18 protein-coding genes, 2 rRNA genes and 1 pseudogene are annotated in these 25,199 nt (G+C 70.4%); 13 read left to right on the top strand and 8 right to left on the bottom strand.

All coding sequences use genetic code 11. The features are described from left to right. The 3 genes from AC5L30_RS14085 to AC5L30_RS14075 form a co-directional block, all read left to right on the top strand. Positions 1-279 (top strand): 23S ribosomal RNA (locus AC5L30_RS14085); the annotation flags it as partial. 86 nt (positions 280-365) lie between these two features. Next, positions 366-482, top strand: a 5S ribosomal RNA gene (rrf, locus tag AC5L30_RS14080). Between the two features lie 306 nt (positions 483-788). After that, on the top strand, positions 789-1,055 hold the full coding sequence (locus tag AC5L30_RS14075) for a hypothetical protein (protein ID WP_494867656.1): 267 nt from the start codon (positions 789-791) through the stop codon (positions 1,053-1,055). An 85-nt stretch (positions 1,056-1,140) separates the two neighbouring features. Here AC5L30_RS14075 and AC5L30_RS14070 read toward each other — a convergent pair whose 3' ends face one another. Next, positions 1,141-2,961 carry a VanW family protein gene (locus tag AC5L30_RS14070; RefSeq protein ID WP_494867655.1) on the bottom strand — a complete coding sequence of 607 codons (1,821 nt, stop codon included), beginning with the start codon at positions 2,959-2,961 and terminating at the stop codon, positions 1,141-1,143. A gap of 182 nt (positions 2,962-3,143) precedes the next feature. Between AC5L30_RS14070 and nudC the strand changes: the two genes are divergently transcribed. Beyond that, the gene (nudC, locus tag AC5L30_RS14065) at positions 3,144-4,064 is read left to right on the top strand and encodes an NAD(+) diphosphatase (protein ID WP_494867654.1); all 921 of its coding nucleotides are present in this window, start codon (positions 3,144-3,146) and stop codon (positions 4,062-4,064) included. Between the two features lie 53 nt (positions 4,065-4,117). Next, the gene (locus AC5L30_RS14060; RefSeq protein ID WP_494867653.1) at positions 4,118-4,879 is read left to right on the top strand and encodes an FkbM family methyltransferase; all 762 of its coding nucleotides are present in this window, start codon (positions 4,118-4,120) and stop codon (positions 4,877-4,879) included. Here the strand turns inward: AC5L30_RS14060 and AC5L30_RS14055 are convergent. Further along, positions 4,872-6,158: a lipopolysaccharide biosynthesis protein gene (locus AC5L30_RS14055; RefSeq protein WP_494867651.1), complete on the bottom strand. Its 1,287-nt coding sequence runs from the start codon at positions 6,156-6,158 to the stop codon at positions 4,872-4,874. The two genes, AC5L30_RS14060 and AC5L30_RS14055, sit on opposite strands and share 8 nt — an antisense overlap. A gap of 245 nt (positions 6,159-6,403) precedes the next feature. Between AC5L30_RS14055 and AC5L30_RS14050 the strand changes: the two genes are divergently transcribed. Genes AC5L30_RS14050 through AC5L30_RS14040 form a run of 3 tightly spaced genes read left to right on the top strand, consistent with a single transcriptional unit; the run spans position 6,404 to position 9,002 of the window. Continuing rightward, a complete protein-coding gene (locus AC5L30_RS14050; RefSeq protein ID WP_494867649.1) occupies positions 6,404-7,141 on the top strand; it encodes a class I SAM-dependent methyltransferase in 738 nt (245 codons plus the stop codon). Next, positions 7,122-8,807 carry an MmpA family trehalose lipid delivery protein gene (locus tag AC5L30_RS14045; protein WP_494867647.1) on the top strand — a complete coding sequence of 562 codons (1,686 nt, stop codon included), beginning with the start codon at positions 7,122-7,124 and terminating at the stop codon, positions 8,805-8,807. The genes AC5L30_RS14050 and AC5L30_RS14045 overlap by 20 nt, the downstream gene beginning before the upstream one ends. 36 nt (positions 8,808-8,843) lie before the next feature. Next, positions 8,844-9,002 (top strand): hypothetical protein, encoded by a 159-nt coding sequence (locus tag AC5L30_RS14040; protein ID WP_157563198.1) that lies wholly within the window; start codon positions 8,844-8,846, stop codon positions 9,000-9,002. On the opposite strand, the gene AC5L30_RS14035 is transcribed toward AC5L30_RS14040, so the two are convergent. Then, positions 8,999-10,174 (bottom strand): glycosyltransferase family 4 protein, encoded by a 1,176-nt coding sequence (locus tag AC5L30_RS14035; protein ID WP_494867646.1) that lies wholly within the window; start codon positions 10,172-10,174, stop codon positions 8,999-9,001. The two genes, AC5L30_RS14040 and AC5L30_RS14035, sit on opposite strands and share 4 nt — an antisense overlap. Before the next feature lie 128 nt (positions 10,175-10,302). On the opposite strand from AC5L30_RS14035, the gene AC5L30_RS14030 reads away from it, so the two are divergent. After that, positions 10,303-14,517: an alpha-(1->3)-arabinofuranosyltransferase gene (locus AC5L30_RS14030; RefSeq protein WP_494867645.1), complete on the top strand. Its 4,215-nt coding sequence runs from the start codon at positions 10,303-10,305 to the stop codon at positions 14,515-14,517. Here AC5L30_RS14030 and AC5L30_RS14025 read toward each other — a convergent pair. Further along, a complete protein-coding gene (locus AC5L30_RS14025) occupies positions 14,406-15,605 on the bottom strand; it encodes an acyltransferase family protein (protein ID WP_494867644.1) in 1,200 nt (399 codons plus the stop codon). The genes AC5L30_RS14030 and AC5L30_RS14025 overlap by 112 nt on opposite strands. Positions 15,606-15,741: 136 nt before the next feature. Here AC5L30_RS14025 and pgfA point away from each other — a divergent pair, with 136 nt between their 5' ends. Beyond that, positions 15,742-16,890 carry a cell envelope lipid trafficking protein PgfA gene (gene pgfA, locus AC5L30_RS14020; protein ID WP_494867680.1) on the top strand — a complete coding sequence of 383 codons (1,149 nt, stop codon included), beginning with the start codon at positions 15,742-15,744 and terminating at the stop codon, positions 16,888-16,890. Between the two features lie 54 nt (positions 16,891-16,944). On the opposite strand, the gene AC5L30_RS14015 is transcribed toward pgfA, so the two are convergent. Next, complete coding sequence (locus AC5L30_RS14015; protein WP_494867642.1) at positions 16,945-17,688, bottom strand: class I SAM-dependent methyltransferase; 744 nt, start codon at positions 17,686-17,688, stop codon at positions 16,945-16,947. Between the two features lie 386 nt (positions 17,689-18,074). On the opposite strand from AC5L30_RS14015, the gene AC5L30_RS14010 reads away from it, so the two are divergent. Then, positions 18,075-18,698, top strand: a complete 624-nt coding sequence (locus AC5L30_RS14010; RefSeq protein WP_494867641.1) for a DUF6230 family protein — start codon at positions 18,075-18,077, stop codon at positions 18,696-18,698. 76 nt (positions 18,699-18,774) lie between these two features. Beyond that, positions 18,775-20,190: a DUF6114 domain-containing protein gene (locus tag AC5L30_RS14005; RefSeq protein WP_494867639.1), complete on the top strand. Its 1,416-nt coding sequence runs from the start codon at positions 18,775-18,777 to the stop codon at positions 20,188-20,190. A 171-nt stretch (positions 20,191-20,361) separates the two neighbouring features. Here AC5L30_RS14005 and AC5L30_RS14000 read toward each other — a convergent pair whose 3' ends face one another. Further along, positions 20,362-22,032, bottom strand: a complete 1,671-nt coding sequence (locus AC5L30_RS14000) for a DUF885 domain-containing protein (protein ID WP_494867638.1) — start codon at positions 22,030-22,032, stop codon at positions 20,362-20,364. A 130-nt stretch (positions 22,033-22,162) separates the two neighbouring features. Here AC5L30_RS14000 and AC5L30_RS13995 point away from each other — a divergent pair. Further along, positions 22,163-23,414 (top strand): annotated as a pseudogene (locus AC5L30_RS13995) (DMT family transporter); the annotation flags it as partial. Here AC5L30_RS13995 and AC5L30_RS13990 read toward each other — a convergent pair. Next, entirely contained in the window at positions 23,297-24,370 is a 1,074-nt protein-coding gene (locus AC5L30_RS13990) for a PHP domain-containing protein (protein WP_494867637.1), read from the bottom strand. The pseudogene AC5L30_RS13995 and the gene AC5L30_RS13990 sit on opposite strands and share 118 nt — an antisense overlap. Before the next feature lies 1 nt (position 24,371). Further along, positions 24,372-25,136: a M23 family metallopeptidase gene (locus AC5L30_RS13985; protein WP_494867636.1), complete on the bottom strand. Its 765-nt coding sequence runs from the start codon at positions 25,134-25,136 to the stop codon at positions 24,372-24,374. Positions 25,137-25,199: the final 63 nt, after the last annotated feature.

Raw genomic sequence — 25,199 nt, 5'->3', positions numbered from 1 at the left:
CGCGTAGGATACTTGAGAAGGGCTGTCCCTAGTACGAGAGGACCGGGACGGACGAACCTCTGGTGTGCCAGTTGTCCTGCCAAGGGCACGGCTGGTTAGCTACGTTCGGAAGGGATAACCGCTGAAAGCATCTAAGCGGGAAGCCTGCTTCAAGATGAGGTATCCCACCCACCTTGGTGGGGTAAGGCCCCCAGCTAGACGACTGGGTTGATAGGCCGGAAATGTAAGCCCGGTAACGGGTTCAGTTGACCGGTACTAATAGGCCGAGGACTTGACTACTAAGCTGCTACGCGTCCACTGTGCAACTCTGAACAAGCGAACACCCGTGAGTGTGGTGCCGGGGTTGTTTGATATGTTCATAGAGTTACGGCGGTCATGGCGGAGGGGAAACGCCCGGTTACATTCCGAACCCGGAAGCTAAGCCCTCCAGCGCCGATGGTACTGCACTCGTGAGGGTGTGGGAGAGTAGGACGCCGCCGGACAATCTTCCAGAAAAGGCCACCCCCATCGGGGTGGCCTTTTCTGCGTTCCACCCCCCGGATAAGGGGCCCGTTTCTCGCGTCCACCCCCGATGAGGGCGTTTATCGACCCGGTTTCCCTGATGCCAGGGTGACTCGATGACCCGAGAGCCCGCCAGGGTCACGCTCGATCCGGGTTGTAGTGGCCTCACTGACCCGCTGACACCACTACAACCCGGATGTTGCGTTCACGGTCCGCCCCGGCGGGCCAGGCGGACGGTGCGGGCGGCAGCTGGTGTGGTCAGTGGCGTCTGGGGCTAGGCTCGGCCTGTGGATGAGGTCCTGATATTCCTGGTGTTCGCGGGCTGCGTGGCGGCGGTCCTGGGAGCCCTCTGGTGGCTCGCGTCGCGGGTACGTCGTCGTGGCATCGGTGGCGAGGTGATGGGCCCGTTCGAGGAGATGTGGCACCCCGCGGCGCACCGGTTCCGGGCCGAGATCCGGGTCCAGGAGACTCGCACGGTGCCAATGCCATCGCAGGGCGGCAAGCGCAACGGGCATGGCGGTAACGCCGCAGAGCTGACCTCGAAACTGAGCTGACCTCGAACTGAGCTGGGCCAGAGCAGGGTCGACCTCAGGGCGGGGTCGACCTCAAAGCAAGGTCGACCCCGCAGCGGGCGGGACCTCAAGACCTCTTGGGCCCGCAGACGTAACGGGGTTCCGCGTCGTAGCGCCAGGTGAACTTCTCCCGCTTGACCACCACACCGCCCTTCTTGATGACCCGGAAGGCGTCCTGGGTGAAGCCGTTGATGCCGTTGGTCTCGATGCACGACGGGCCGGGCGCCAAATGGATCTGCTTCGGCGTGGTGATGTTGCGGCGTGGCCCGTACTCCGTCTTCACGCTGTCGTAGATCTTCGTGCTCCAGATCGACACGGTGATCGAGCTGGACGTGTACGACGTGTCGATGAGCACGCCGTACTCGGTGTTGTTGCGGAACTTGAAGTCCAGATTCGGCCAGAAGATGGTCGACTCGATGACCGCCGGGTACCGGTCGAACCAGTACGAGTGCGGCTTGTGCTCGACGTCCTCCAGGCCCGCGTAGTAGGTCGCGTTGAACAGCGTGGTGGTGAACTGTGAGGTGCCACCGCCGACGCCCGGCACCAGCTTGCCGTCGAGGATGACCGGTGCGTCCCGGTAGCCCTGGGCGTAGCCGCGCTCACCGGTGTGCCCGTTGAGCGAGAACGTCTTTCCGGGCAGCACGACCGTGCCGTCCACCTTCCGCGCGATGGTCGCGATGTTCTGGCTGCGCGACGAGGCCATGCCGCCGGTGAACCGGGTGGTGAAGGTGGAGACCCGCTCCTTGATGCCGAGGCCGGCGAGCTTCTCCCCGGTCAGCTGCGGCGGCGTCGGCTTCAGCTCGCCGGTCACCTCACGGCCGTCCGCCCTCGGCAGCACGGCCAGCAGGTCCCGACTGAGGGCCGCTGTGTCGAGCTGCTGCCCGGATCGCCCCTCCTTGGCGGTGGGCCGGCCACCGGAAATCGTCATCGTGGCGTCCTTCGGCGGCACCTCGATGGCGGCCAGCTTGTCGCCGAGCGCCGCCCGCAGCCGCTTGACGTCGACCGCCGGGGTGAGCTTGCCGGTCTTGTCGGCACTGAATCGCAGGCTCTTTGCGATGGCGGCGGGCGGGACCGTCACCTGGCCCTTGTTGGTGCGCAGGGTGACCGGTGCGGCGACCGCCGGCTTCGCCAGCTCGCTGACCAACCGGTCCAACTCCTCCGGGGTGGTCGCCGGATGAGTCTCCACCAGGGGCACGGTGACCGGGGCGCCGGCCAGCCAGCCGGCGCGGACCACCTCGGCGGAGCGCTGCGGGTTCAACGCCAGCCCGGGCTTGGGCTGTACGACCTTCGGGGTGGTGCCCTGATAGGTGATCGCCGGCATCGTCATGCCCTGGGCCTGTTTGCCGAGCACCTTACGGAGCGCGTCGTCCAACCGGCCCACGTCGACGGTCACCACCGGCTCGACGGTGCGGGAGCCGACCAGCCGGCTGACCGGGTGCGCGTCGGCTTCAGCCGCGGCCGCGACGGTCGCCGGCACGTCGACGGCCAGCCCCACGTCGGCCGGGTTGATCTCGGCGGTCCGCCCGTCGACGGTGACCTTCAGCGGTGTGGACAGCGTCGCCGCCCGCCGGTCCAACTCCGCCCGCAACTCCCGGTCGGCGTCCGCACGGCTCCGGCCGCCCAGCTCGGTGCCGAGCACACTGGTGCCACGGGGAACGTCACCGGCGTACGCCCAGGCACCGGCACCCGCCACGGCGGCGAGGACGCCGCCGGTGATGCCGGCGGCGAGCAGCATCCGCACCCGGCGCGGGCGGCGAGGGCCGCCGTCCAGCTTGCCGGGGGCGGCTGTGGTGACCGGCTCAGATCCATCGTCCGGCCAGGTAACCGCGGTGACCTGCACGGTGGGCCGGTCGTCGGCGGGTGGACTCTTTTCGCCGTACAGCGTCACTGCAACCTCGATCGCCAGGGTGCCGCGGGAGGTCCTCCCTCCCGGAGGCACCTACGGTAACGAATGCTCGGCGGTCCTCGTGGGCTGCGCCCACCAGGTGCTGCTACCGCGTGTCGTTCGGCGTGTCGCACCGACCCGGGGTCGGTGCCGATGACGGATCACCGACGTGGCACGGTGGCCGGGTGGACACTGCGGAGCGGGTGTTGGCGTACGGGGGCGGTTGGCTGGACCGGGCGGGCCCGTTGCGCACCGATCCGACGCGGTTGGGCGCGCTGCTCACCGAGCCGACCACCGTGCTGCTGCCGATGTGGCGGGACCGCTGTCTCGTCGACGGCCACGGGCCGGTTCGGCTCAACGCGGACCGGGCGGCGCTGGTCCGGACCGCCGCCAGCGAGACCGTATTCCTGGGGCTCGACGGGGACGTCGCCGTGTTCGCCGCGGACCTCTCCGCACTCCCCGAGCGGTCCGCCGTCGAAATGGCCGGCGCGGTGCGGTCCGTCGACGTGCGGGCGCTGGTCGGGCGGCTCGAACCCGGCGACGCGGCCGTCCAGGCGTACGCCAGGGGTTTGCTGCACTGGCACCGGCAGCAGCGATTCTGCGGGACGTGCGGCGCGCCGGCCGTCGCCGGCGGCGGCGGACACCTGCGGACCTGCACCGGCGCGGAGTGCGGACGTCTGCTGTTCCCCCGGATCGAGCCGGCGGTCATCGTGTTGGTCGAGGCACCCGGTCGGTCGGGGCGCTGCCTCCTGGCCCGGCACGCCGGTGCGGCCGAGGACGCGTACTCGACGCTGGCTGGCTTCGTCGAGGTCGGCGAGGGCCTGGAGGACGCGGTCCGTCGGGAGATGGCCGAGGAGGCGGGCGTGACCGTCACCGACGTGACCTACCAGGGGTCGCAGGCGTGGCCGTTCCCCGCCGGCCTGATGGTGGGCTTCCGGGCCACCGCCACCTCCGACGAGGTACGCGTCGACGGCGAGGAGCTGCTGGAGGCGCGTTGGTTCACCCGGGCGGAGCTGAGGGACCGGGCGGCCTCGGGGCGTCCACTCGGTCGGGTGGATTCGATCGACCACCGACTCCTCAAGGACTGGTTGTCCATGGAATCGTGACCGGTGCCCGAATGCCTGTTCAGGTGTGCCATCGACCCGTACCCTCTACGCTCATGCCGTCTTCGACCGGTCTGCTGACCGCGGTGAGCTCGCACGTGGCGTCGCTGCTTCCCGACCGGGCCGTGGCGGGCGCCATCCGCGCGGTCTATCCACGAATCGAGCCTGAGCTCGCGCACCTGGCGGAATTCATGCCGAAGGGCGGCACCGCCCTCGACGTCGGCGCCTGGTACGGGCCGTGGACTCGGAGGATGCGCAAGCTGGCCGACCACGTCGTCGCCTTCGAGCCGAACGAGGAGCTGGCGCGAAGCATCGCGCGCGCCTTCCCCGAGGTGCGGGTCGTCCGCGCGGTGGCGTCCGATCATGAGGGAAGCGCCGAGTTGTTCCTGCCGGAGAGTGGCCCCGCCGTGGGCACCTCATCGCTGGAGTACGGTGCCGGTCGCTCGGTGACCGTCCCCCGCGTGACGATCGATGGCCTGGGCCTCAGCGACGTGCGGTTCTTGAAGATCGATGTCGAAGGGCACGAGCTGCCGACGTTGCGCGGCGCGGCCGAGACGATCCACCGAGACGGCCCGGTGCTGCTGGTGGAGGTCGAGGAGCGGGTCCAACCGGTCGCCCCGATCATCGATCTGTTGACCGAATGGGGTTACCGCGGGTACGTGCTGCCGGGGCGGGAGTGGTTGCCGCTCGCTGACTTCGACATCCGGGGCCATCAGCGTGACGCGATAGCGCGAATCCACCAGAGTTTCGTGCGACGGGTCGTCCTCCCTCGACCGCGATACGTCAATTCAGTCCTGTTCAAGAGGGACGTCAGCTGACCCGACCGGCGCGGTGCGGTGGTGCGACGGTGTGCGGCATCGGCCCCACCGGTGGGCTGCGGCGCCGCGCCGACGCACGGACGACGACCGCCAGGGCGAGCGCGGCAGCCGCGGCAGCGGCGGTGGCGGTCCACATGATGCCGGCGAAGGTGTGCGGCGCCAGAAAGACCGCCACGAGCACCAGCCCGCCAGCCGCCACCCAGAGAGGCACCGATGGCCAGCGGGCTCCGCTCGCGATCTGTGCGTTGATCAGCACAAATGCCAGAGCGTAGCAGGCGCCGGTGGCGGCGAAGAACGGTGCGTATCTGCCGAGTGCGGCGTAGTCCTGCCCACCGGCGAGCCGGAAGGCGAGACCGCCGGCCAGCGCGGAGCCGAGGACGAGTGCGGTGCCGCACGCGCCGACGACGGCCCAAGCGGCCCGCCGTGTCCTGCCGTCGAGGCGGGCCATCCGGGGAAGGGTCAGCACGGTGACCACCTGCGGCGCCCAGAGCGCTCCCTTGGTGAGGACCGTCCCGACCGAATACGCGCCGGACTCCGTCGGTGTCAGCAGTTGCCGGGCCAGGATGAGGTCGGCGTACGACGCGACCAACATCGCCAGGGTGGCGCTGCTGGCCGTGCTGACCTGCCGCAGACCCAGCGTCGAACCGCCGGCCGGGTGGCCTGCCCCCGCCGGGGCCCTGATCACCGCGGCTCCTGGCCCGGCGATCAGGCGCAGGATCGGCAGAGCGACGTAGGAGCAGACAAGACCGGCCAGCAACGAGCCGACCAGGCCGCCGCCGAGGGCGAGCCCACCGATGACGCCGGCGTAGCGCCCGACGGCCAGCACGCCCATTCCCATCGCCAGGCGCAGGAACCGCTGGTCCCCCTGCAACTCGCCGAGCCACCCGGCAGCCAGGACGACGGGGAGCGTCATGCCCACCAGCAGGGCCACCACCTCGATCGGCAGGTGCAGGCCTGTGACGATCAGGGGAATGGCCGCCACCAGGATGCCGGCGGTGACGGCTGCCGTTGCGAGGGTGACTCGTACAGTCGCCGTGTGCTGATGACGTGCCCGGTGCACGGCGACGGCGGTCTGGAGACCCGCGCCAGCCACGCCGGCGATGGCGACGAGAGCCTGTACGGTCGCCAGTGCTCCGAGGTCGGCGGCGGTGAGGTGGCGGGCACCGAGCATGGGCACCAGGTAGGCCAGCCCGTTGGTCAGGGTCGCTGCGGCCATTACGGCGCCGCCGGTCACCGCCATCCGGCCGGCGTCGGACACCGGTGCGGTCGTCCCTCTCATGCTGGCCGCCTGACTCCGCTTCTCCCCGCCGTCGTGACGGCAGGGTGGGCAACCGTCGGGCGCACACAGGGTACAGAGACGAACGGGGCGGTGTGGGGCGGTAGTCGGCCGTCCGGCCGGTCGACTGCGCCCGGTGGAGGGGCTAACGTCTCCCCGCGCGACCGGCTCGGGCAGGGTCTCACCACGGACGATTTCCGGGCGTCGCCAACACACCATCCCGTCCTGGCCACAAATAGGAGCCACGCGTGAAGCTCCCCGGTGCTCACCGCGCTGACCTGGCACGATCGGTGCGCCTGTTCCGTGCGTTTCGCGTGGAGCAGACCGATCCTGATTTCTTCTACGGCCTGCTCGCGCAGGACACCGTCGACCAGCTTCAGACCTACGCTGACCTGCCGGGTGCCGTCGTTCTGGACGTCGGAGGGGGTGCCGGCTACTTCGCCGAGGCACTCACCCGGGCCGGTGCGCGGATCGTCTGCGTGGACTGCGACGCGGGCGAGATGTCCGCGCGAGGTGAGGTCGTGTCGGGCGGTGTGATGGGAAGTGCGCTCGACATGCCCGTTCGCACCGGCGCGGTCGACGTCTGTTTCTCCTCCAACGTGCTCGAACACGTGCCGCGGCCGTACGCCATGGCCGACGAGATGCTCCGCGTGACCCGTCCTGGTGGCACGATTTTCCTGTCCTTCACCAACTGGCTGTCGCCGTGGGGCGGTCACGAGACGTCGCCCTGGCACTACCTGGGCGGGCACCGCGCGGCGCGGCGGTATGAGCGCAAGCAGGGTCGGCGGCCAAAGAACGTCTTCGGCGAGAGCATGTACGCCGTCTCGGTCGGCGAGATGCTTCGCTGGGCCCGACAGCAGTCCGAGGCCGAGGTCGTCGACATCCTGCCGCGCTACCTGCCGGCGTGGGCCAAGGGCGTGGTCCGCGTTCCCGGCGTACGCGAGGTCCTCACCTGGAACCTGGTCCTTGTCCTCCGTAAGCGCTGACCAGCCTGGTCGGTTGCGCCTGCACGTCACCGCCGCCGTCACGGCCCTCCTCGTGCTGGCGCCCCTGATCCGACCGGGCTACGTGCTGCGCTACGACATGGTCTTCGTACCTCGGCAGCCACTGCGATGGGATCTGTTCGCCTCGGGTGACGCGCTCCCGCGTGCCGTGCCGCAGGACGCGGTGGTGTCCCTGCTCAACCTGGCGGTGCCCGGCTGGCTGCTGCAACGGATCGCACTCGTCGCGATCATCTGGTTCGCCGTGGTGGGTGCGGGCCGTCTGGTGCCGGCACGACGTGAGCTGACCCGCCTCGTCGCGGCCATCGGGTACGCCTGGACGCCGTTCCTGGCCGAGCGGCTGCTGTTGGGGCAGTGGGGTCTGCTGCTGGCGTACGCCGCGTTGCCCTGGCTGGTCCGGGCCGCGATCGGTCTGCGCGAGGGCCGCCCCGGGGCGCTGCCGCGGTTGGTGGTGGCCGCTGCTGCCGCGGCGATCACTCCCACCGGGGGCCTGCTGGCCCTGACGACGGTCTCGGTGCTGCTCCTGGGTCGCGGTGGCCCCGGCAGGCGGGCGTGCGGCGCGGCGCTCGGTGCCGTGGCCGCGCTCAACCTGCCCTGGCTGGTCGCGGCTTTGGTGACTACCGCCGGTGGTCGTTCGGACCCCGATGGTGTGGCGGCCTTTGCCGCCCGGGGCGAGAACTGGGGCGGTCCGCTCGTCGCGCTCGCTGGCACAGGTGGGATCTGGAACTCGCTGACCACCCCGGCCAGTCGGGAAGCTCTGCTCGTGCCGGTCGTCACGGTGGGGCTGCTCGTCCTCGCCGCCCTCGGCTTTCCGGTGCTGCGTGACCGCTCACCGGCGGGGGTGGCGACCCGGTTGGGCGTGCTGTCCGTCGGCTCGTTCGTGGGTGCCGCCTTCGCGACGCTGCCCGGCGGCGCGGCCGCGCTGCGCTGGCTGGTGGCGGAGGTGCCCGGTGCCGGCCTGCTTCGCGACGGTCAGAAACTCCTCATCCCGTACGTGCTCTGCCTGGTGCTCTGTGTGGCGCTCGGTGGCGAACGGGTGGCAGCGCGCCTGAAGCAGCCCGCGGACCGCCTGGCCCTGGTCGGGCTTGTGCTGCTGCCGGTGGCGGTCCTTCCCGATCTGGCGTACGGCGTCGCCGGCCGGTTGCAACCGGTCCGCTACCCGCAGGAGTGGGCTGTCGTCGCGAGGGCGGTCGTTGAGGAGCCTGGGCCGACCCTCTCGTTGCCGATGAGCATGTACCGGTCGTACCGGTGGAACCATGGCACGGTGGTGATCGACCCGCTGGCGCGCTATCTCCCGGTGGAGGTGGTCACGGACGACACTCTCCTCGTCGGTGACCGGACGGTGGACGGGGAGAGCGGCCGGGTGGCGCGGCTCCGCGCGGCGCTCGTCGAACGGCGCTCGCTGGCGGGCAGTGACCTGCGGTGGGTGGTGGTGCAGCACCGGTCGGGAGGAACGGTCCCGACGCAGGTGCTGGACGGGCTACAGGTCGTCCACACTGGTTCGGAGCTGACGCTCTACCGGAATCCGACGGTGTCGCCGGCCGGTGTGGGGCGGCGTGCCGGGTGGCCGCTGGTCCTGAGCCTCTGCTGCGCCCTGGCGATGCTCCTGCTCGCGACTGTGAGCCTGTTGCGCCGTCCTACCGCGTGGTAACGTGCCGCCACGCTTATCGATGGAGGAGGGTACACAATGCCGAAGCCGCTTACCTTGATGCTGGCCGCGGTGGTCGGTGCGGTGCTGGCGGTGGTGGCGCTGGGTGCCATGACGCAGCAGCTCGTCGTTTCGTCAGGCACCGCGGCGAGCACGTCCGACGACAACGGCGACCCTCAGCACTACGGCGTCCGCTAGCCTGCCGCCGGCTTCGGCCCGCCGTCGGTGACGGCTCGTACGAGGTCGGCGAAACGGTTTCCCGATGCCGACCAGGTGAAGCAGGCAGCGTGCGACTGCGCCGCCTTTCCCATTTCGAGGCGAAACACGTCGTCGGCCAGAAGACGCCGTACCTGTGCGACGAAGTCATCCGTGTCATGGGCGAGTAGGCCGGTTTCCCCGGCGACGATTGCCTCGGTCACGCCGCCCGCTTCGTGAAACGCGACGGTCGGCGTGCCAACTGCGCCCGCCTCGACGATCGTCAGACCCCATCCCTCTTTCAGGGAAGGGGTCAGGGTGACCCATGTCGAGCAGAGCAATTCGTGCTTCTCCGACTCCGATACGAAGCCAGCAAAATGCACCCGGTCAGCGATGTCCAGTATGTCCACGACTTGGCGTAGTCGGGTTTCCCACCAGCCCTGTCCTGCGATGGTCAGCCGCAGGCTCGGAAATTCCGCCGCGAGTCGCGCCACCGCTTCCAGGGCAATCTCCACCCGCTTGTGGGGAACGAGCCGGCACAGCACCAGGAGCGAGGGGTCGGGGGTGCGAGGGGCGGTGTCGGGCGTCAATTCCGGAGTCCCGTTGTAGACCACCGTGACCCGAGCCGGATCGACCCCCAGCAGTGCCAGTTCGTCACGGGTCGCGGACGACACGGTCACGTAGCGGCACCGCCGGTAGATGCGCGTCGCGAAGCTCGACTCGATCCACCATCCGATCCGGGCACCCCAGGTGCCGAGGACCACCGGCCACTGCTCACGGTGCACGTGGTGCACGAGGATGACGATGGCGCAGCGCGCATACAGCGGGGAGAGGAAGGGCAACCCGTTGCACACGTCGACGATCAGGTCGGGTCGGCCGAGCGACCGCGCCCGCAGTGGGCCGAGCCCGATCAGGCCGGCGAGATAGGCGAGTGCGGCCCGCAGGTAAACGGTATGCCGACCGCCCAGTCGAAGGATCCGTAAACCGTGTTCTGTCGTCTCCTCGCGGGGTGCGCCCGGGTGGTTGGCGCACAATAGCGTCGCGCGGTGCCCGTGCGCTATCAACTCTTCGGCGATGCGTTCGACATAGACCTCCGAACCCCCGCCTTCCGGATTGCGCGTGTCGCGCCAGTTGAGGAACAGTACGTGCCGTCCGGGGCCGTCGAGGGTCTGCACCCGCTGCTCCTACTGCCGAGTAGTGTTCGCGATCGCGCCACCCTAAGGCGCTTGTGTCCGAACCCGCAATGGGTCGACGCGTCGGTCCGATGTGCACCTCGCGGCCGGCAGTAGACGGGAGGGGCGAAATGCGCGAGGCATCGCAGGCGGCGGAAGGGCCGGTGCCCTACGGCGCTTCCTCGGCGGTGTGGCGACTACGGGCGGCATCGGTCTGCGTCGCACTCACGGCGCTGGCGTTCCTGCAGGAACCCGGCAAGATCGTGATGGACACCAAGGTCGATCTTGCGACAAATCCCGGCGGATGGCTCGAACGCGCATTGCACGTCTGGAATCCAGCCGGGTCGTTCGGTCAACTACAGAACCAGGCGTACGGCTATCTATGGCCGATGGGACCATTCTTCGCAGCTGGCGACGCCATGGCTGTACCCGCCTGGGTGGTGCAACGTCTCTGGTGGGCACTGCTGATGTGCGTCGCCTGCGTCGGGGTCATCAAACTGGCCGAGCGGCTGGCCATCGGCACGCCGGCGGCCCGGATCATCGCGGGCGTCGCGTTCGCGCTCTCCCCCAGGATCGTCACCGAACTCGGGCCGATCTCGGTCGAGGCATGGCCCAGCGCGATCGCCCCCTGGGTGCTCGTACCCCTGATCGGACTGGCCCACGGCGCTCCGCTGCGCCGGGCCGTCGCCTGGTCCGCACTGGCCGTCGCATGCGCGGGCGGCGTCAACGCCACAGCCGTGCTCGCGGTCGTACCGTTGGCGGTGCTGTGGCTGGTGACCCTGCGGCCGATGCGTCGTCGGCTCCTCGCGGTCGGCGCGTGGGGAGTGGCGGTCGCCGCCGCGACCGCCTGGTGGTTGGTGCCGTTGCTGCTGCTCGGCAAGTACAGTCCGCCGTTCCTCGACTACATCGAGACGGCCCCCGTGACCACCCGGGTGACCGACCTGGTGACGACCATGCGCGGGACGTCGCACTGGCTCGCCTACGGCCGGTCCTGGGGCGCCGGCGCCCAGCTCGCGCTCGACGGCCCGCTGGTCATCGCCACCATCGTGGTCGCCGGTCTCGGTCTCGCCGGCCTGGCCCGCAGCGGGATGCCGCACCGGCGCTTCCTCGTCACCGGCCTGCTCGTCGGCATCGCCCTGGTCGGAATGGGGCACGTCGCCGCCGTCGACGGCCTCTTCGCCGACTCGCAACGGTCCTTCCTCGACCGAGCGGGCGCACCGCTGCGCAACGTGCACAAGTTCGACGTGGTGCTGCGACTACCGCTGATCCTCGGCCTGACGCACCTGCTCGGCGTCTTCGCCCGCACGGCCGCGGTGGCCGGCCGCCGATGGCACCCGGCCAAGAAACGCGCGATCGTGGTCAAGGTCGTGGCGTTGACCGGAATCGCCGCCATCGCGAGCCCTGCCCTCGCTGGTCAACTGCCGACCAAAGGCAGTTTCGACAGCGTCCCCGGTTACTGGCAGGCCGCCGGTAGCTGGCTGGACGCCAACCTCGGGCGCGACCGCGTGCTGGTGGCACCGGCGGCCCGCTTTCCGGACTACCAGTGGGGAAGCCCCGCCGACGAGATCACCCAACCCCTGCTGAAGAGCTCTTGGGCGGTGCGCAACTCGATCCCGCTGACCCCGCCGGCAACGATCAGGCTCCTCGACGCCGTCGAATCGGTGGTGAGCACCGGCGCCGGTTCGGACGGCCTGGCCGAACTGCTCGCCCGGTCCGGGGTGCGATACGTCCTGCTCCGGTCGGACCTCGACTACGGGGCGTCCCGTGCTGCTCGCCCACTACAGGCGCGGCAGGCCATGGACCGCTCTCCCGGACTGCGACTGGTCGCCGCCTTCGGCCCGATGGTCGGTGGCGGACGCGCCTTCGGCGGGTACCGGGACCAGGGCCTGGACGTGCCGACCCGCGCCCTGCAGGTGTACGAGGTCCAGCAGGTCGTCCAGCCCGCAGTCGCGTACGACGCCACGGCGATCTCGACGGTGGTCGGCGGGCCGGAATCGCTGCTGGACATCGCCGCGGCCCGCCGGCTCGCTGCGGCACCCACGGTGCTCGCCGGCGACCTGCCGAACGGTCAGGCGCTGGGCCCGGTGCTGCTGACCGACGGCATGCGTCGTCGGGAGGTGACCTTCGGGCTCTTGCACGACAACGCGTCGGCCACCACCGAAGCCGACCAGTCGCCCCTGCTCGGCGGGATCGCGCGCGACTACCTGCCGGCCTGGGGGGACGAGTACGCCACGGTGGCGCGGTACGTCGGGATCAACGGGGTCACTGCCTCCAGTTCCTGGGCCCAGGCCCACCCCCTGAGCGGATCCCGCCCAGCTCACCTGCCGTACGCGGCGGTCGACGGCGACCCGTCGACCTCGTGGCGCACCGCCCCCAGTGCCCCCACCCGCCAGTGGCTGGAGGTCGAACTCGTCGAGCCGAGGAAGGTCTCGGAGGTGCGGCTGCGTTTCGACACGGAGGCGGACATGCTGCCCACGAAGGTGACCGTGCGCAGTGGCCCGGAGCGGGTCACGGTCGACTCGTTCGAGCCGACGTTGACGGTGCGTCTTCCCGGCGTGCACTCCAGCACCCGGATCAGGGTCACCATCGAAGCGGCGTGGCCGGTCCGGACCGGTCAGGGGCGAGTCGGCATCGCGGAGCTGGAGATTCCCGGGGTGCGGGCGGCGCGGACACTGGCCACGCCGCCGGGCCCGGCCACCGAGCGGCCCGCGACGGTGGTGCTCACCTCGTCGCCGACCACCGACTCCTGCTTCTTCGTCGACGACGTGCCGCGTTGCGGGTCGGGAGTGGGCCGAGAGTCCGAGGACGGTGATCAGCTCGACCGGACGGTGGTCCTGCCGGCCGATGCCTCGTACACGCCGACGGTCTGGGCGCGGCCGAAGGCCGGCCCGCAGCTCAGTGCGTTGCTCGACGCGGAGGTGGCGAAGTCGTGGCCGCTGACGCTGCCGCCGCGCGCCACCGCCTCGTCCAGCGCGGTGCCCGACCCGGCGGCCCGCCCCGGCGCCGTCCTCGACGGGGACCCCGCGACGGCCTGGCTGCCGGCGGCGGAGGACGAGGGTCCGTGGCTGAAACTCAACTGGCTTACCACCCGCACGATCAGCGGCCTGCGGCTGTGGTCGGCCGAATCGGTGGCCCGTGCGCGCCCCTGGCGAGTCACCGTCATCGGCGACGGTGGGGTGCGCGCGGGCGCGGTCGACAAGGACGGGTTGCTCAGGTTCGACCGGCCGTTGCGCACCGACGAGGTCACGATCCTCTTCCGTGCGAACACCTCCGTGAAGAGTTTCGACCCGTACAGGGGCAGGTCCGAACGACTGCCGCTGGGGATCGGCGAGGTGAGCACCCTGCCCGCGGGCCCGCCGATCGGGGTGAACCTTGATGTGCGCGTCACGTTGCCGTGCGGCAGCGGGCCGACGCTTCAGGTCGCCGGCAGGCAGATGCGGACGTCCATCACGGCCAGCCGCCGGGAACTGCTGGAACTCCGGGAGGTACGGGCCACCGGGTGCGGCGAGAAGGTGTCGAAGCCACTGGAGTTGTCCGCGGGCGAGCTGCGGGTGGTGGCGGCCGCGAGTGATCTGACCACCCCAACGAGGCTCGTTCTGGACCCGGCTGGGCGCACCGGCCCGATCGCGACGCCGAGCCCGGTACGCATCGACGACTGGTCGGCGATGGAGCGACGGCTGCACGTCGCCGCGAACCCGGGCGGCACCGTCCTGGCCGTGCGGGAGAACGAGAACCCTGGTTGGCAGGCGACCGTGGCGGGGCACAAGCTGACGCCAATCGTGCTGGACGGATGGCAACAGGGCTGGTTGCTGCCTCCCAACGTCGGTGGGGACGTGGTACTCCGCTTCACGCCGGACCGCACCTACCGGGTGGGCCTGGTGGCGGGTGCGGCGCTGCTCGGGATCGTCCTGCTGCTCGCGGTGCTTCCGTCCCGCCGCCCGCCGAGGTCGATCGTGGCCGCACCGGAACGGCGTCGGCGAGGATGGCTATTGCCCGGCGTGGTCGGTGCTGCGGCGCTGGTGAGCGTCGGCGGAATCTGGGCGGCCGTGCTGGTGGCCATCGGAGCGGCGGTGCTGCTCGCCCCCGGGATACTCGCCCCGCACCTGCACCGGAGTGAGCTGCGACGGCTGCGCCGGATCAGTCGGCTGGTGGCCTGGCTGCTCCCGGTCGGCTGCTTCGGTGCGGCGGGCTGGATCTCGCTCGTCGATCCCCTTCCGCACACGTCCGCGGCGCCTCAGCTGGCGGCGCTGGCCGCCGTCACCGCCCTCTGGTGCTCGGTCGCCCTGCCCGCACGGCGCCTCGCGGTTGCCGATCCCCAACGCAGCGCCGGGCGCTCGACGACGTAGTAGCTGACCGCCGCGCACGCGATCGCGCCGCACAGGGTGAGCGCGTAGATCCGCAACGGGTTGCCCGTGAAGTAGGCGCGACCCTCGACGCGGTAGATCAGCTCCAGCACCAACGGGTGCCACAGAAACATGCCGTAGGAGAGCGTGCCGAGCCAGCGGATCGGTGCGCTCCCGAGGGCCAGCGACATCAGCGTGGTCGGGCCGAACACGAGGGGGATCATGATCATTACCGCGACACCGACGTAGAGCCCGAGCTGCGCGGCGAACTGCCCGGCCGTCGGGGCGGCGACCCCCCGCGGCCCGGTGACCGAGGTGCTGGCCACGGCGAGCAACCCGAGCGCGATGCCCCAACAGGCCAGTGGCGCGGAGCCGAGCTGATCGAAGACCTGCCACGAGCGGGGTGCCGTCGACGTCCGAAGCGCCACGTGGATCGTGGCGAGCACGATGCCCGCGGCGAACCACAGCGCGTACGACGGGAACCACATGATGTGCAGGCCGGTGTCGAGGAGGCCGGTTCCCATCGCGATGATCCAGCCCACCGTGATCGCCAGGCCGACACCCGCGAGCGTCACAGTGCGGACAGGTCTCCATCGCCTCCCGACGAGTGCCGCCGCCGCCAACGGCAGCACCAGGTAGAAGACCACCTCGGTGGCGAGGCTCCAGGTCTGACCCAGTCCGGCCCTGATCTGTGCGTGCTCGTAGATGTGGGTGAAGGTGAAATGCCGCAGCCAGTCGCCCCACGGAGCGACGCCATGCTCCGGGAGCACGGTGAGGCAGACGACGACCGCGAGCCAGTACGCCGGCAGGATCCGTACGGCCCGCTTCCAGTAGAAGCGTCGGGCACCCGGCGTCGCGGAACCGGTGGCGGCAGCGCGTGCCCAGGGTCGAAAGAGCAGGAAGCCCGAGAGTGTGAAGAAGAGCGCGACCGCGAAATCCATCATCGCGATCCAGCCGCCCCAGGTTTCCCGGGTGGTGACGCCCGTGATGAATCCGACGTGTTGGGCAATTACCGCTGCCGCACCGATTACCCGCACCCCGTCGAGGGCCGGCAGACGCGGAAGCGCGGGGGCGGAGGGGGCAGTAAACATCAAGCTTCCCGGGGGTCGCGGAGGGAGGTGACTGGAGAGTAACGTGCCGCCATGCCAGCGGCGTCCACCCGTGACGTCGATGTCTTCAGCGCCTGGCTGGCTGGCGCCTTTTCGCCTTGTCATTGAAGGAGGAGCAGTGAAGAGGATTGTCGGCGCCGCGCTTTTTGGCCTTGGCGTCCTGCTGGTCGTCGCCGCTGTGGGGCTGCCACTGTACGTCGCACCAGTGGTCAGTCAGTTGCCGTACGACCTGAAGCGTTCGGAGTCCGTGGCCGAGGCGGCCGACGCCGAGTTCCTCCAGATCAAGGCAGGCGCTGCGAACGTCGAGCGGGGCGGTCTCCGGTCAACTGTGGAGGTGGTCCCGCTGCCGAAGACCACCGAGGAGAAGATGACCGGTGACCTGAAGGGCAAGGCCGTTGTCTGGGACGTGTTCCAGTCGGTGAGGCGCGTCGACAACAACGAGATCATTAGCGAGTACAGCACCGAACTCGCCATTGACCGCGTCAGCGGTGCCGCCGCCAAGTGGGATCCTGCATGGCTCGATGACGGCACCGGCCAACCCGCGAACTACGCGGGCCAGGTCTACAAGTTCCCCTTCGGCACCGAGAAGAAGGACTATCCGGTCTACGACCGCGAGATTCGCAAGACCGTCCCGGCGCAGTTCAAGGAGGTCACCGAGGTGCGCGGGGTCGAGGCCTACCGCTTCGAGCAGACCGTCCCCGAGTCGCAGTTGGTGGTGGCCGACAGCAGCCTGAAGGTGCTGTTGGCGCGCTTCGCCCCAGGGGCCACGACCGCCCGACTCATGTACACCAACACGCGTACGTTCTGGGTGGAGCCCGTCACCGGCTCGTACGTGGACGTCCGCGACCAGCCGCGCAAGGTGCTGGTGCCGGACGTGGGCACGCCGACGGTGCTGCTGAACGCCGACTTCCGCTACAACGAGGCGACTGTGATCTCCAGTGCCGACCGCGCCGCGGAGAACGCCCGGTCTATTCAGATCGTGCGCCTTTGGGGCCCGATCACGCTCGGACTGCTCGGTCTGCTGGCGATCGTCGGCGGCATGCTGCTGGCTCTGCGTGGCTCCGGCAAGCAGGCCGTTGCCGCCGAAGAGGCCGCTGCGGCCGAGCCGATCGAAGAGAAGCGGGGCGGCAGCCACCGGGCCGACCGGGATGGTGAGGCCGCCGAGTCGGAGGCGCCGAAGCCCGACGCCGACTCCACCGAGCAGACGGTGCCCGAGCAGACGGTGCCCGAGCAGCGGTCGGCGACTGAGCGTTCCGCGACGCTCTGAGCCCTGAGTCACCTGTTCGGTGGGCCCGGTTCGCCGGGCCCACCGAACTGCTTTTCACCGCTTGACGGCCGACACCACGAGGATCGAGGCGAGCGAGGGTCGGCGGCTCATGGCTGAGTCGAACCACGCCATGCTCGACGGGACCCCGTGGAACCCCGCGCCCCGGAGGGTGACCGGCTCGAACCCTTCACGGCGGAGCAGATCCAGCAACGCGGTGCGGTTGAACAGGCGCAGATGCCCGACCGGCATGGTGTCGGTCTTGAGGCGACGTAGCACCCCGGCGCCGACCTCGGTCGACCGCGTGGAGGTCTCGTAGAAGATCGGCTGGACGCCGGCCAGGAAGAGCACTCTGTTGTACCAGGCTTGCAGGTTCGGCGTGGTCAGCACGAGGTGACCGCCCGGCCGGAGCACGCGGGCGCACTCCTCCAGCAGGTGGTCGGGGTCGTACAGATGCTCAAGCACCTCGCCGGCGTGCACCAGGTCGATCGAGGCGTCCGGCAGGGGCAGGCCGTCTCCGAGGTCGCAGCGGTGGAACTCGTACGGCAGCTCAGCCGCCCGCGCGAGTTGGTGCTCCGAGTAGTCGACCCCGATCCAACGGATGTCTCGATCGGGAGCAGTGAACGCGAGATGGGCCAGGAAGCTGCCGTCGCCGCACCCGACATCGAGGACGCTCGACCGTGCCGCCGAATCAGCGGCCAGCGCGGAGAGGATCAAGCCGGTTGCGACCTGTTGGCGCTGCCGCAACGGGGGTGATTGGCTGCCCCAACCCTGGGGGCCGTAGTAATCGATCAGCGGCACGCCGCAGAGCATAGCCATCCGGTGGCGCCTGAGGGAGGGTCGCGCGGCGCGAGATCGCATCAGCGCTCTCAGCCTACTTTACATTCGTTACCTTTTTGTAATTCGTCGATGCGTTGGTTACTCTCCGTTGCTCCGGGTGGGGGTAAACGCCGACCTTGGCAGTGAATTGGGGAAACTCCGCCCTCGGTTGTTCAACGGAACGTGATGATCCGCTGTCGCTGGGCTGGCCTTCGATTACCGCCGGGTAATCAGGGGGTTGTGACCTGCGCCGCAACGGGTGCACCATCAAGCCCGATGGTTACCAGTCGGTAACAGACCGCGGGCTCCCAGTACGGGCCGCCGGTCCGAGACCGGCCACTCGCGCGCATCGACCCGAGGAGGAACCCGTGCAGGATCGGTTTGACAGTCAGGGTCGTACCCGATGGTGGCGTTTCGCCGCCATGATGGTGCCCGCCACGGCGGCTGCCGGCGCCATCCTCTTCGGAATGTCGACCGGCGCGATCGCGTCCGACATCACGGTCTCCGGGCAGACGTTCAAGATCGGCGCCGACCGCCTGGAGGGCGACGGCTTCAAGCAGTACGGCGGCATCGTCCGCGAGAAGGGCAAGGACGGGAAGTCCGGCCAGGTCCACCCGATCGCGCTCTCCGAGATCAGCAGCGCCGAGCTGTACAGCCTCTGCCAGTCCGTCCGTGCCGACCTGCCCGGCCTGCCGGTGGTGCTCACCATCAACGCCGGCGAGGGCAAGGAACCCGCCCGCGCCAAGGACCTGCTGATCGCGATGGACTCGTTGAACGGCAACGCGACCTTCACCAACATCAGGATCGGCCGGGACGCCACCGACCTGAACCCCACCGCGCAGGCCGGCTCGTTCGGCCAGAACTCCGACCACGTCACCATCACCAACCTGCAACAGGTGTCCCGCTACACCACGGCGGCCACGTTCAACCTGGTCGGCCTCCGACTCAAGGTCAACGTGGGTGACAACGCCAAGGGCAAGGAGTGCTTCTGAGCTGAGCCGCGGCCCGCGGTGGTCAGCACCGCGGGTCGGGCCCAGGTCCCCGTCCCCGCTCGGCCAGGAGGAGTACGTGACAACCGCGAACCCGTCCCACGCCCGGCCCGGTGGCCCGGCTCAGGCGTGGCGGCGCTTCCGCCGCTGGCAGCGCAGCCGGCCGTTCTGGAGCGGCCTGCTCATCGCCCTGGCCGGGCTGGAGATGTTCGCCTCCACCCGGATGACCCTCAACGGCCTCAGCTTCCACAGTGGCGCGACCGGCCTGCTCTCGCTGCTGATCCCGATCATCCTGGTGACCTGTGGGCTGCTGCTCTGGTTCACCCCGGCGCAGCGGCTGTTCTACTCGGTCGTCGCCGCGGTCACCGCGGTGTACTCGCTGATCGGGCTCAACCTCGGCGGCTTCTTCGTCGGTCTGCTGCTCGGCATCGTCGGCAGCGCGCTCGCCTTCGCCTGGACGCCGATCCACCTCACTCCACCCATCCCGCGACAGGCCGAGATCGAGCACGCGGAGATCGAGCAGGCCGAGATCGAGCAGGCTGCTGTCGAGCAGGTCGAGACGGTTCGGGCGTCCGACGAGGGTGGGTCGCCCGAGTCACCGGGACGTGCCGCTGATCCGCGAGCCTTCGCCATCGCTCTCGTCGTCCTCGGCCTGGCGGCCGTCGGCCTGGCCGGCCAGCCCCGAGCGGTGCAGGCCGCGCCGAACCGACCGGCCCCGACCGGGTGTTCCACCCCGCCCCGGGCCGTCACCCCGTCGCCCAGCCGCAGCGCGGCCACGCCGACGCCCACCCCCAGCCCGGAGCGGGGCGGCAACGTGATCACCGACATCCTGGACGGAATCGGCGATCTGCTCGGCCTCGGAGATCAAGAGGACCCCGCGCCCTCGGTGCGCCCCACCGCCACGCCGGCAACCCAGCCGACGGGTACGCCGACACCCCGTCCCGGCCCCACCGACTGCCCGTCGCAGCCCCCGGGCAAGCCGACCCCGGGCAAGCCCGGCACACCAGGACCCGACAAGCCGGAAACGGTGCGGCCGGGCAAGCTCCTGCCGCGTATCGCCGCCGATCCGGCCCTCCCGACGGTGGCCCAGACGCCATCGAAGCTCACCGGGTCGTCGGTACGGATGACCGGGCTGCGGTTCGAGGGGATCACGGACCTGCACACCGTGAAAGGCGACCTCAAGGTGCTGAAGTTCAGCATGCGGGAGGCGGTGACCACCGACTTCCTGCTGCGCGCCGACGGCCCCGCAGGTCGCAACCAGCGGTACGCGACAGACCAGCTGACCGTCCGAGGAGACGTGGCGTTCTACGCGACCCGGTTCGTCGGCCGACTACTCGGCATCAAGATCACGCTGACTCCGGACCTGCCGCTCCCGGACGGCCTTCCGATCACCTCGCCCATCCCGATCACGTTCACCGACCCCGCCATCGACCTGGCGTACGTCACCAGCGACACGCTGACCGCCCGCCCGGCGTTGGCGCTCACCCTCGGCTGAGCGCACCGCCGCGCGAGCGACCTCGGGTGGCGCGAGCAGCTCGGGTGGAGAGCGCGCGACTACGCGAGCGACCTCGGGCGGAGCGCGCGACCGCGCGAGCGGTTTCGGCTCGGGGCGTGGCTGCGCGCGTCGACGGGGCCGTCGTACCGTCGACGCGCGCAGCCGGGCCGGTCAGAGCCGGGCCAGCGCCCGGCGCAGCGGGTCGAGACCCAGCGCACCCAGGTCCAACGCCTGCCGGTGGAACTCCCGCAGGTCGAAGTCGGCGCCCTTGCGGGCCTTGGCGTCCTCGCGGGCCTGGAGCCAGATCCGCTCACCCACCTTGTACGACGGCGCCTGCCCCGGCCAACCCAGGTAGCGGTTCAGCTCGAAGCGCAGATTCTCGTCCGGAACCCGGCAGTGCGCCCGCATGAACTCCCAACCCAGCTCGGGCGTCCACCGCTCGCCCGGGTGGAAACCGAAGGGATTGTCCTTCGGGATCTCCAGCTCCAGGTGCATGCCGATGTCCACGATCACCCGTGCCGCGCGCATCGCCTGGCCGTCGAGCATGCCCAGCTTGTCACCCGGGTCCTCCAGGTAACCCAGCTCGTCCATCAGCCGCTCCGAGTAGAGCGCCCAACCCTCGCCGTGCCCGGAGACCCAGCAGAGCAGCCGCTGCCAGCGGTTGAGCAGGTCGGCCCGGACGGCGGTCTGCGCCACCTGGAGGTGGTGACCCGGCACGCCCTCGTGGTAGACAGTGGTCACCTCTCGCCAGGTGGAGAAGTCGCTGATGCCCTGCGGCACCGCCCACCACATCCGACCAGGGCGGGAGAAGTCCTCACTCGGGCCGGTGTAGTAGATGGCGCCGTCGCTGGTCGGGGCGAGGCAGCACTCGATCCGGCGGACCTGCTCCGGGATGTCGAAGTGAGTGCCGTGCAGCTCGGTGATCGCCTTGTCGGCCAGCGCCTGCATCCAGTCCCGGAATGCCTCCTTGCCCTGGATGGTCCGGGCCGGGTCGGCGTCCAACGCGGCCACGGCCTCGTCGACGGTGGCACCGGTGCCGGAGATGCGCCCCGCCACGACCCGCATCTCCGCTTCCAGCCGGGCCAGCTCCGCGAAGCCCCAGGCGTACGTCTCGTCCAGGTCGATCTTGGCACCGAGGAAGTACTGCGAGGCGAGCTCGTAGCGCTCTCGGCCGGCGGCCTGCTTGTCCCGCCCGTGCGGGGCCAGCTCGGTACGCAGGAACTGGCCGAACTCGGCGGTCGCCGCGGTCGCCGCCGCCGCACCCCGACGCAGCTCCGAACCGAGCGTGCCCTCCGCCCCCAGCCGCTCGACCAGCCCGTGGAAGAAGTTGTCGCCGGTCGGGTCAACCCAGATGTCGCACTGCTTGGCCACCTCGACCAACTGCACCTTCGAGCTGACCTCGCCGGCGGCGAGCGCCTCACGCAGCGTGGTCTTGTAGCCCTCCAGCGCGGCGCCGAAGCCGTTGAGCCGGGCGGCGATGTTGGCCTGCTCGTCGCTGGTCGTGGTGGGCATCAGGTCGAACACCATGCGGATCTCGTGCAGCCCGCTGGTGATCACGCTGACCTCGCTGGTCACCTCGCCCGCGTCGTACCGGGCGAGGTCCAGGCCGAGCCGTTCCTGCATGGCCTCCTTGGCGATCCGTTCCGATTCGGTCGCCGGCTCGGTCACCTCCAGCTCGGTGAGCGTCCGGCGGGTGAGGTCCGCGCGGGCCCGGTAGCCGTCGGGCGACAGGTCGTCGAGCTGATCGTCATGGCCGGCGATGCCGACGAAGGTCGCGCCGGTGGGGCTCAACGGCGCCCACTCGGCCACGTAGCGGTTGGCGAGTTCATCAATTCGTCCCACGCTGCGACCCTACGTGACCACCCCACCCCGTTGTCGCCGACGTTTGTCGTGTTCGAGCTGCGGGTTCGGGCGCGGCGTGACGGCCGAAAGGCGCGCGACTTTGTCGTACGGATGCGGCAGAGTGTCAGGGGTGACCACCGATACCACTCCTGACAAAGCGCCGGTCCGCGCCTGGCTGCCCGGCTTCGTCGCCCTCGCCGCGATCTGGGGTTCCAGCTTCCTCTTCATCAAGGTCGGGGTGGCCGAGCTACACCCGGTTCAACTCACCCTCTACCGGGTCGTGGCCGGCGCGTTGACCCTGCTGGTGGTCCTCGCCGTGCTGCGCGACCGGCTGCCCAGCGAGCCCCGGGTCTGGGGGCACCTGACCGTCGTCGCCGCCTTCGGTGTGGCCGTGCCGTTCACCCTCTTCGGCTACGGCGAGCAGCGGGTCGAGTCGATGCTGGCCGGCATCTGGAACGCCACCACGCCGTTGATCGTGCTGCCGCTGGCGGTGCTGGTCTTCCGCACCGAGCGGCTCACCCTGCGCCGTGCGGTCGGGCTCGGGCTCGGCTTCGTCGGGGTGCTGGTGGTGCTCGGGGTCTGGGAGGGCATCGGCGGGGCGCACTTCACCGGTCAGCTCATGTGCTTCGGCGCGGCGGCCTGCTACGGCGTGGCCATTCCGTACCAGAAGCGGTTCGTCGCCGGCAGCGCGTACTCCGGTCTGTCGCTCTCCACCGCGCAACTGCTGATCGCCGCCGCGCAGTTGGCCATCGTCACCCCCTTCGTCGCCGGCCTGCCGCCGCTGCCCACCGAGCTGTCGGCCGGTGTGGTGGCAAGTGTGCTGACCCTCGGCGCGCTCGGCACCGGGCTCGCGTTCGTGATCAATATGCGCAACATCCGGGTGGCCGGCGCGAGCACCGCGTCCACCGTCACGTACCTGATCCCGCTCTTCGCGGTGCTGATCGGCGCCGTGGCGCTCGACGAACGGCTCAACTGGCACCAACCGGTCGGCGCGCTGATCGTGCTGCTCGGGGTCGCGGTCTCGCAGGGGATGTTCGGTCGCCGCCGGACCAGCCCGGTCGTCGGCGTCGGCGCACCCGCCACACCCGCCGCCGAACCCGCCCACCGCTGACCGCACCGCCGAGGACAGGCCGCCGCGACGGGCCGCAGCCGGGTCTGTCCGGCACGTAATCGACTCGGTTTCCTTGAAATCGGGGAGTCCCGGTCCGCCGGACACCCCGATTTCAAGGAACGCGAGTGGATCACGCCGAGGGGGCGGGGCTGGTCAGGGGCGGTTGTGCGTCCAGGCCACCAGTTGCTCTGCCGACCAGGTGTTGATCACACGGTCGGCGGGGACGCCACAGAGGGCGGCGCGTTCGCAGCCGAACCGCTGCCAGTCGAGCTGGCCGGGCGCGTGCGCGTCGGTGTTGATGGCGAACCGGCAGCCAGCCTCCAGCGCCCGGCGAATCAGGCGCTTCGGGGGGTCCTGCCGCTCCGGCCGGGAGTTGATCTCGACGGCGGTGTCGTGCTCGGCGCAGGCGTCGAAGACGGCGTCCGCGTCGAAGTCGCTCTCCGCCCGGGTACGCGCCCGGTGCCCCCGATCGCCCGGACCGGTCACCCCGGCCGGGCGGGACGACACCATCCGCCCGGTGACGTGGCCGAGGATGTCCAGGTGCGGGTTGGCGACCGCCTTCAGCATGCGCCGGGTCATCTTCGACCGCTCGTCCTTCAGGCCGCTGTGCACCGACCCGACCACCACATCGAGCCGCGCCAACAGGTCGTCGTCCTGGTCCAGGGAGCCGTCGGCGAGGATGTCCACCTCGATCCCGGTGAGGATCCGGAAACCCTCGGGCAGCGCCGCGTTGACCTTGGCCACGTGGTCGAGCTGCCGGCGTAGCCGGTCCGCGGTCAGCCCCCGGGCCACCGTCAGCCGGGGCGAGTGATCGGTCAGCACCAGGTACTCGTGGCCCAACTCCACCGCGGCCAGCGCCATCTCCTCGATGGGCGAGCCGCCGTCGGACCAGTCCGAGTGGGTGTGGCAGTCGCCGCGCAGGGCGGCGCGCAGCGCCGTGGCCTCGGCGTCCAGGTCGCTGCCCTCGGTCGCCACCAGCCGGCGGAGGTAGACCGGCTCCTCACCGGCGAGGGACTCCGCCACGCAGCGGGCCGTGACGTCACCGACCCCGGCCAGTTCGGTGAGCGTGCCGTTGCCGGCCCGTTCGGTCAGCTCGGCCGTAGGCAGGCCGGCCAACGCCTTCGCCGCCGACCGGAACGCGCGTACCCGGTAGGTGGCCTCGTTGGCCCGCTCCAGGAGGAAGGCGATCCGGCGCAGGTCGGCGATGGGATCTCTCGCGCGAGCCATGTCAGGGCGCCTTCGGGCAGCCGTGACGGCGCTGCCACGCGGTGACCTCGGCGGCTGGTTCCCGGTTGCCGCCGCGCCGCCAGGAGTCCAGGTAACGCGCCGGCCAGATCACCCCGCGCCGGATCCACCAACCGTCCTTGCCGGCGCACGCGGGCGAGATGCCGAAGTGCACGTGGCAGACGTTGTTGGCGTTGCCGGTGCGGCCCACCTTGCCGAGCTGCTGCCCGGCGCGGACCCGCACCCCGACGTCGACGCCGCTGGTCACGACGCTCAGGTGCGAGCCGTAGTAGCGCACCCCGTCGTCGCCGAGCAGGGAGACCGACAGGCCGCCGTTGTCCGGGCCCTGTGGCCCACGCTTGCGGTAGCGGTCGACGCGGCTCACCTCCAGCACCGTCCCGTCGGTCACCGCCACGAACGGCTCGCCGCAGTCGGCGAAGAGGTCCGTCCCCGGGTACGCCCCGTGCGTCGGGTGGTAGTCGACGTTGTCGGCGCGTACCGGAAAGACATGCTTCAGCCCGGTGCGGGGTGCCGTCGCCGACGGCCTGGCCGACGACGGCGCCGGCGGGCTCGGGTCGGTCGCCGTCGTCGCGGGTGTGGGCGACGGCGACGCCGGCTGGTCGGCGGTCGCCCAGACCGCCGGTGGCGTCGGCGCGGCGCCGTCGGGCACCCCCGGCCGGGTGGTCGCGCAGCCGGCGGCCAGCACCGGGGCGAGCAACAGCAGGATCGGGTACGCCGGACGAGCGCGGCGGATCGTCGGCGAGGACATCCGGTCATCCTGGCAGAGCCGGTACCGTGGGCACGAGCGGCACGCGTGAGGGAGGGCAGCGAC

This window comes from Micromonospora sp. BQ32, assembly GCF_059358895.1.
The sequence above is the reverse complement of the archived record's forward strand: the minus strand, read 5'-3'. Positions and strand labels throughout refer to the sequence as shown.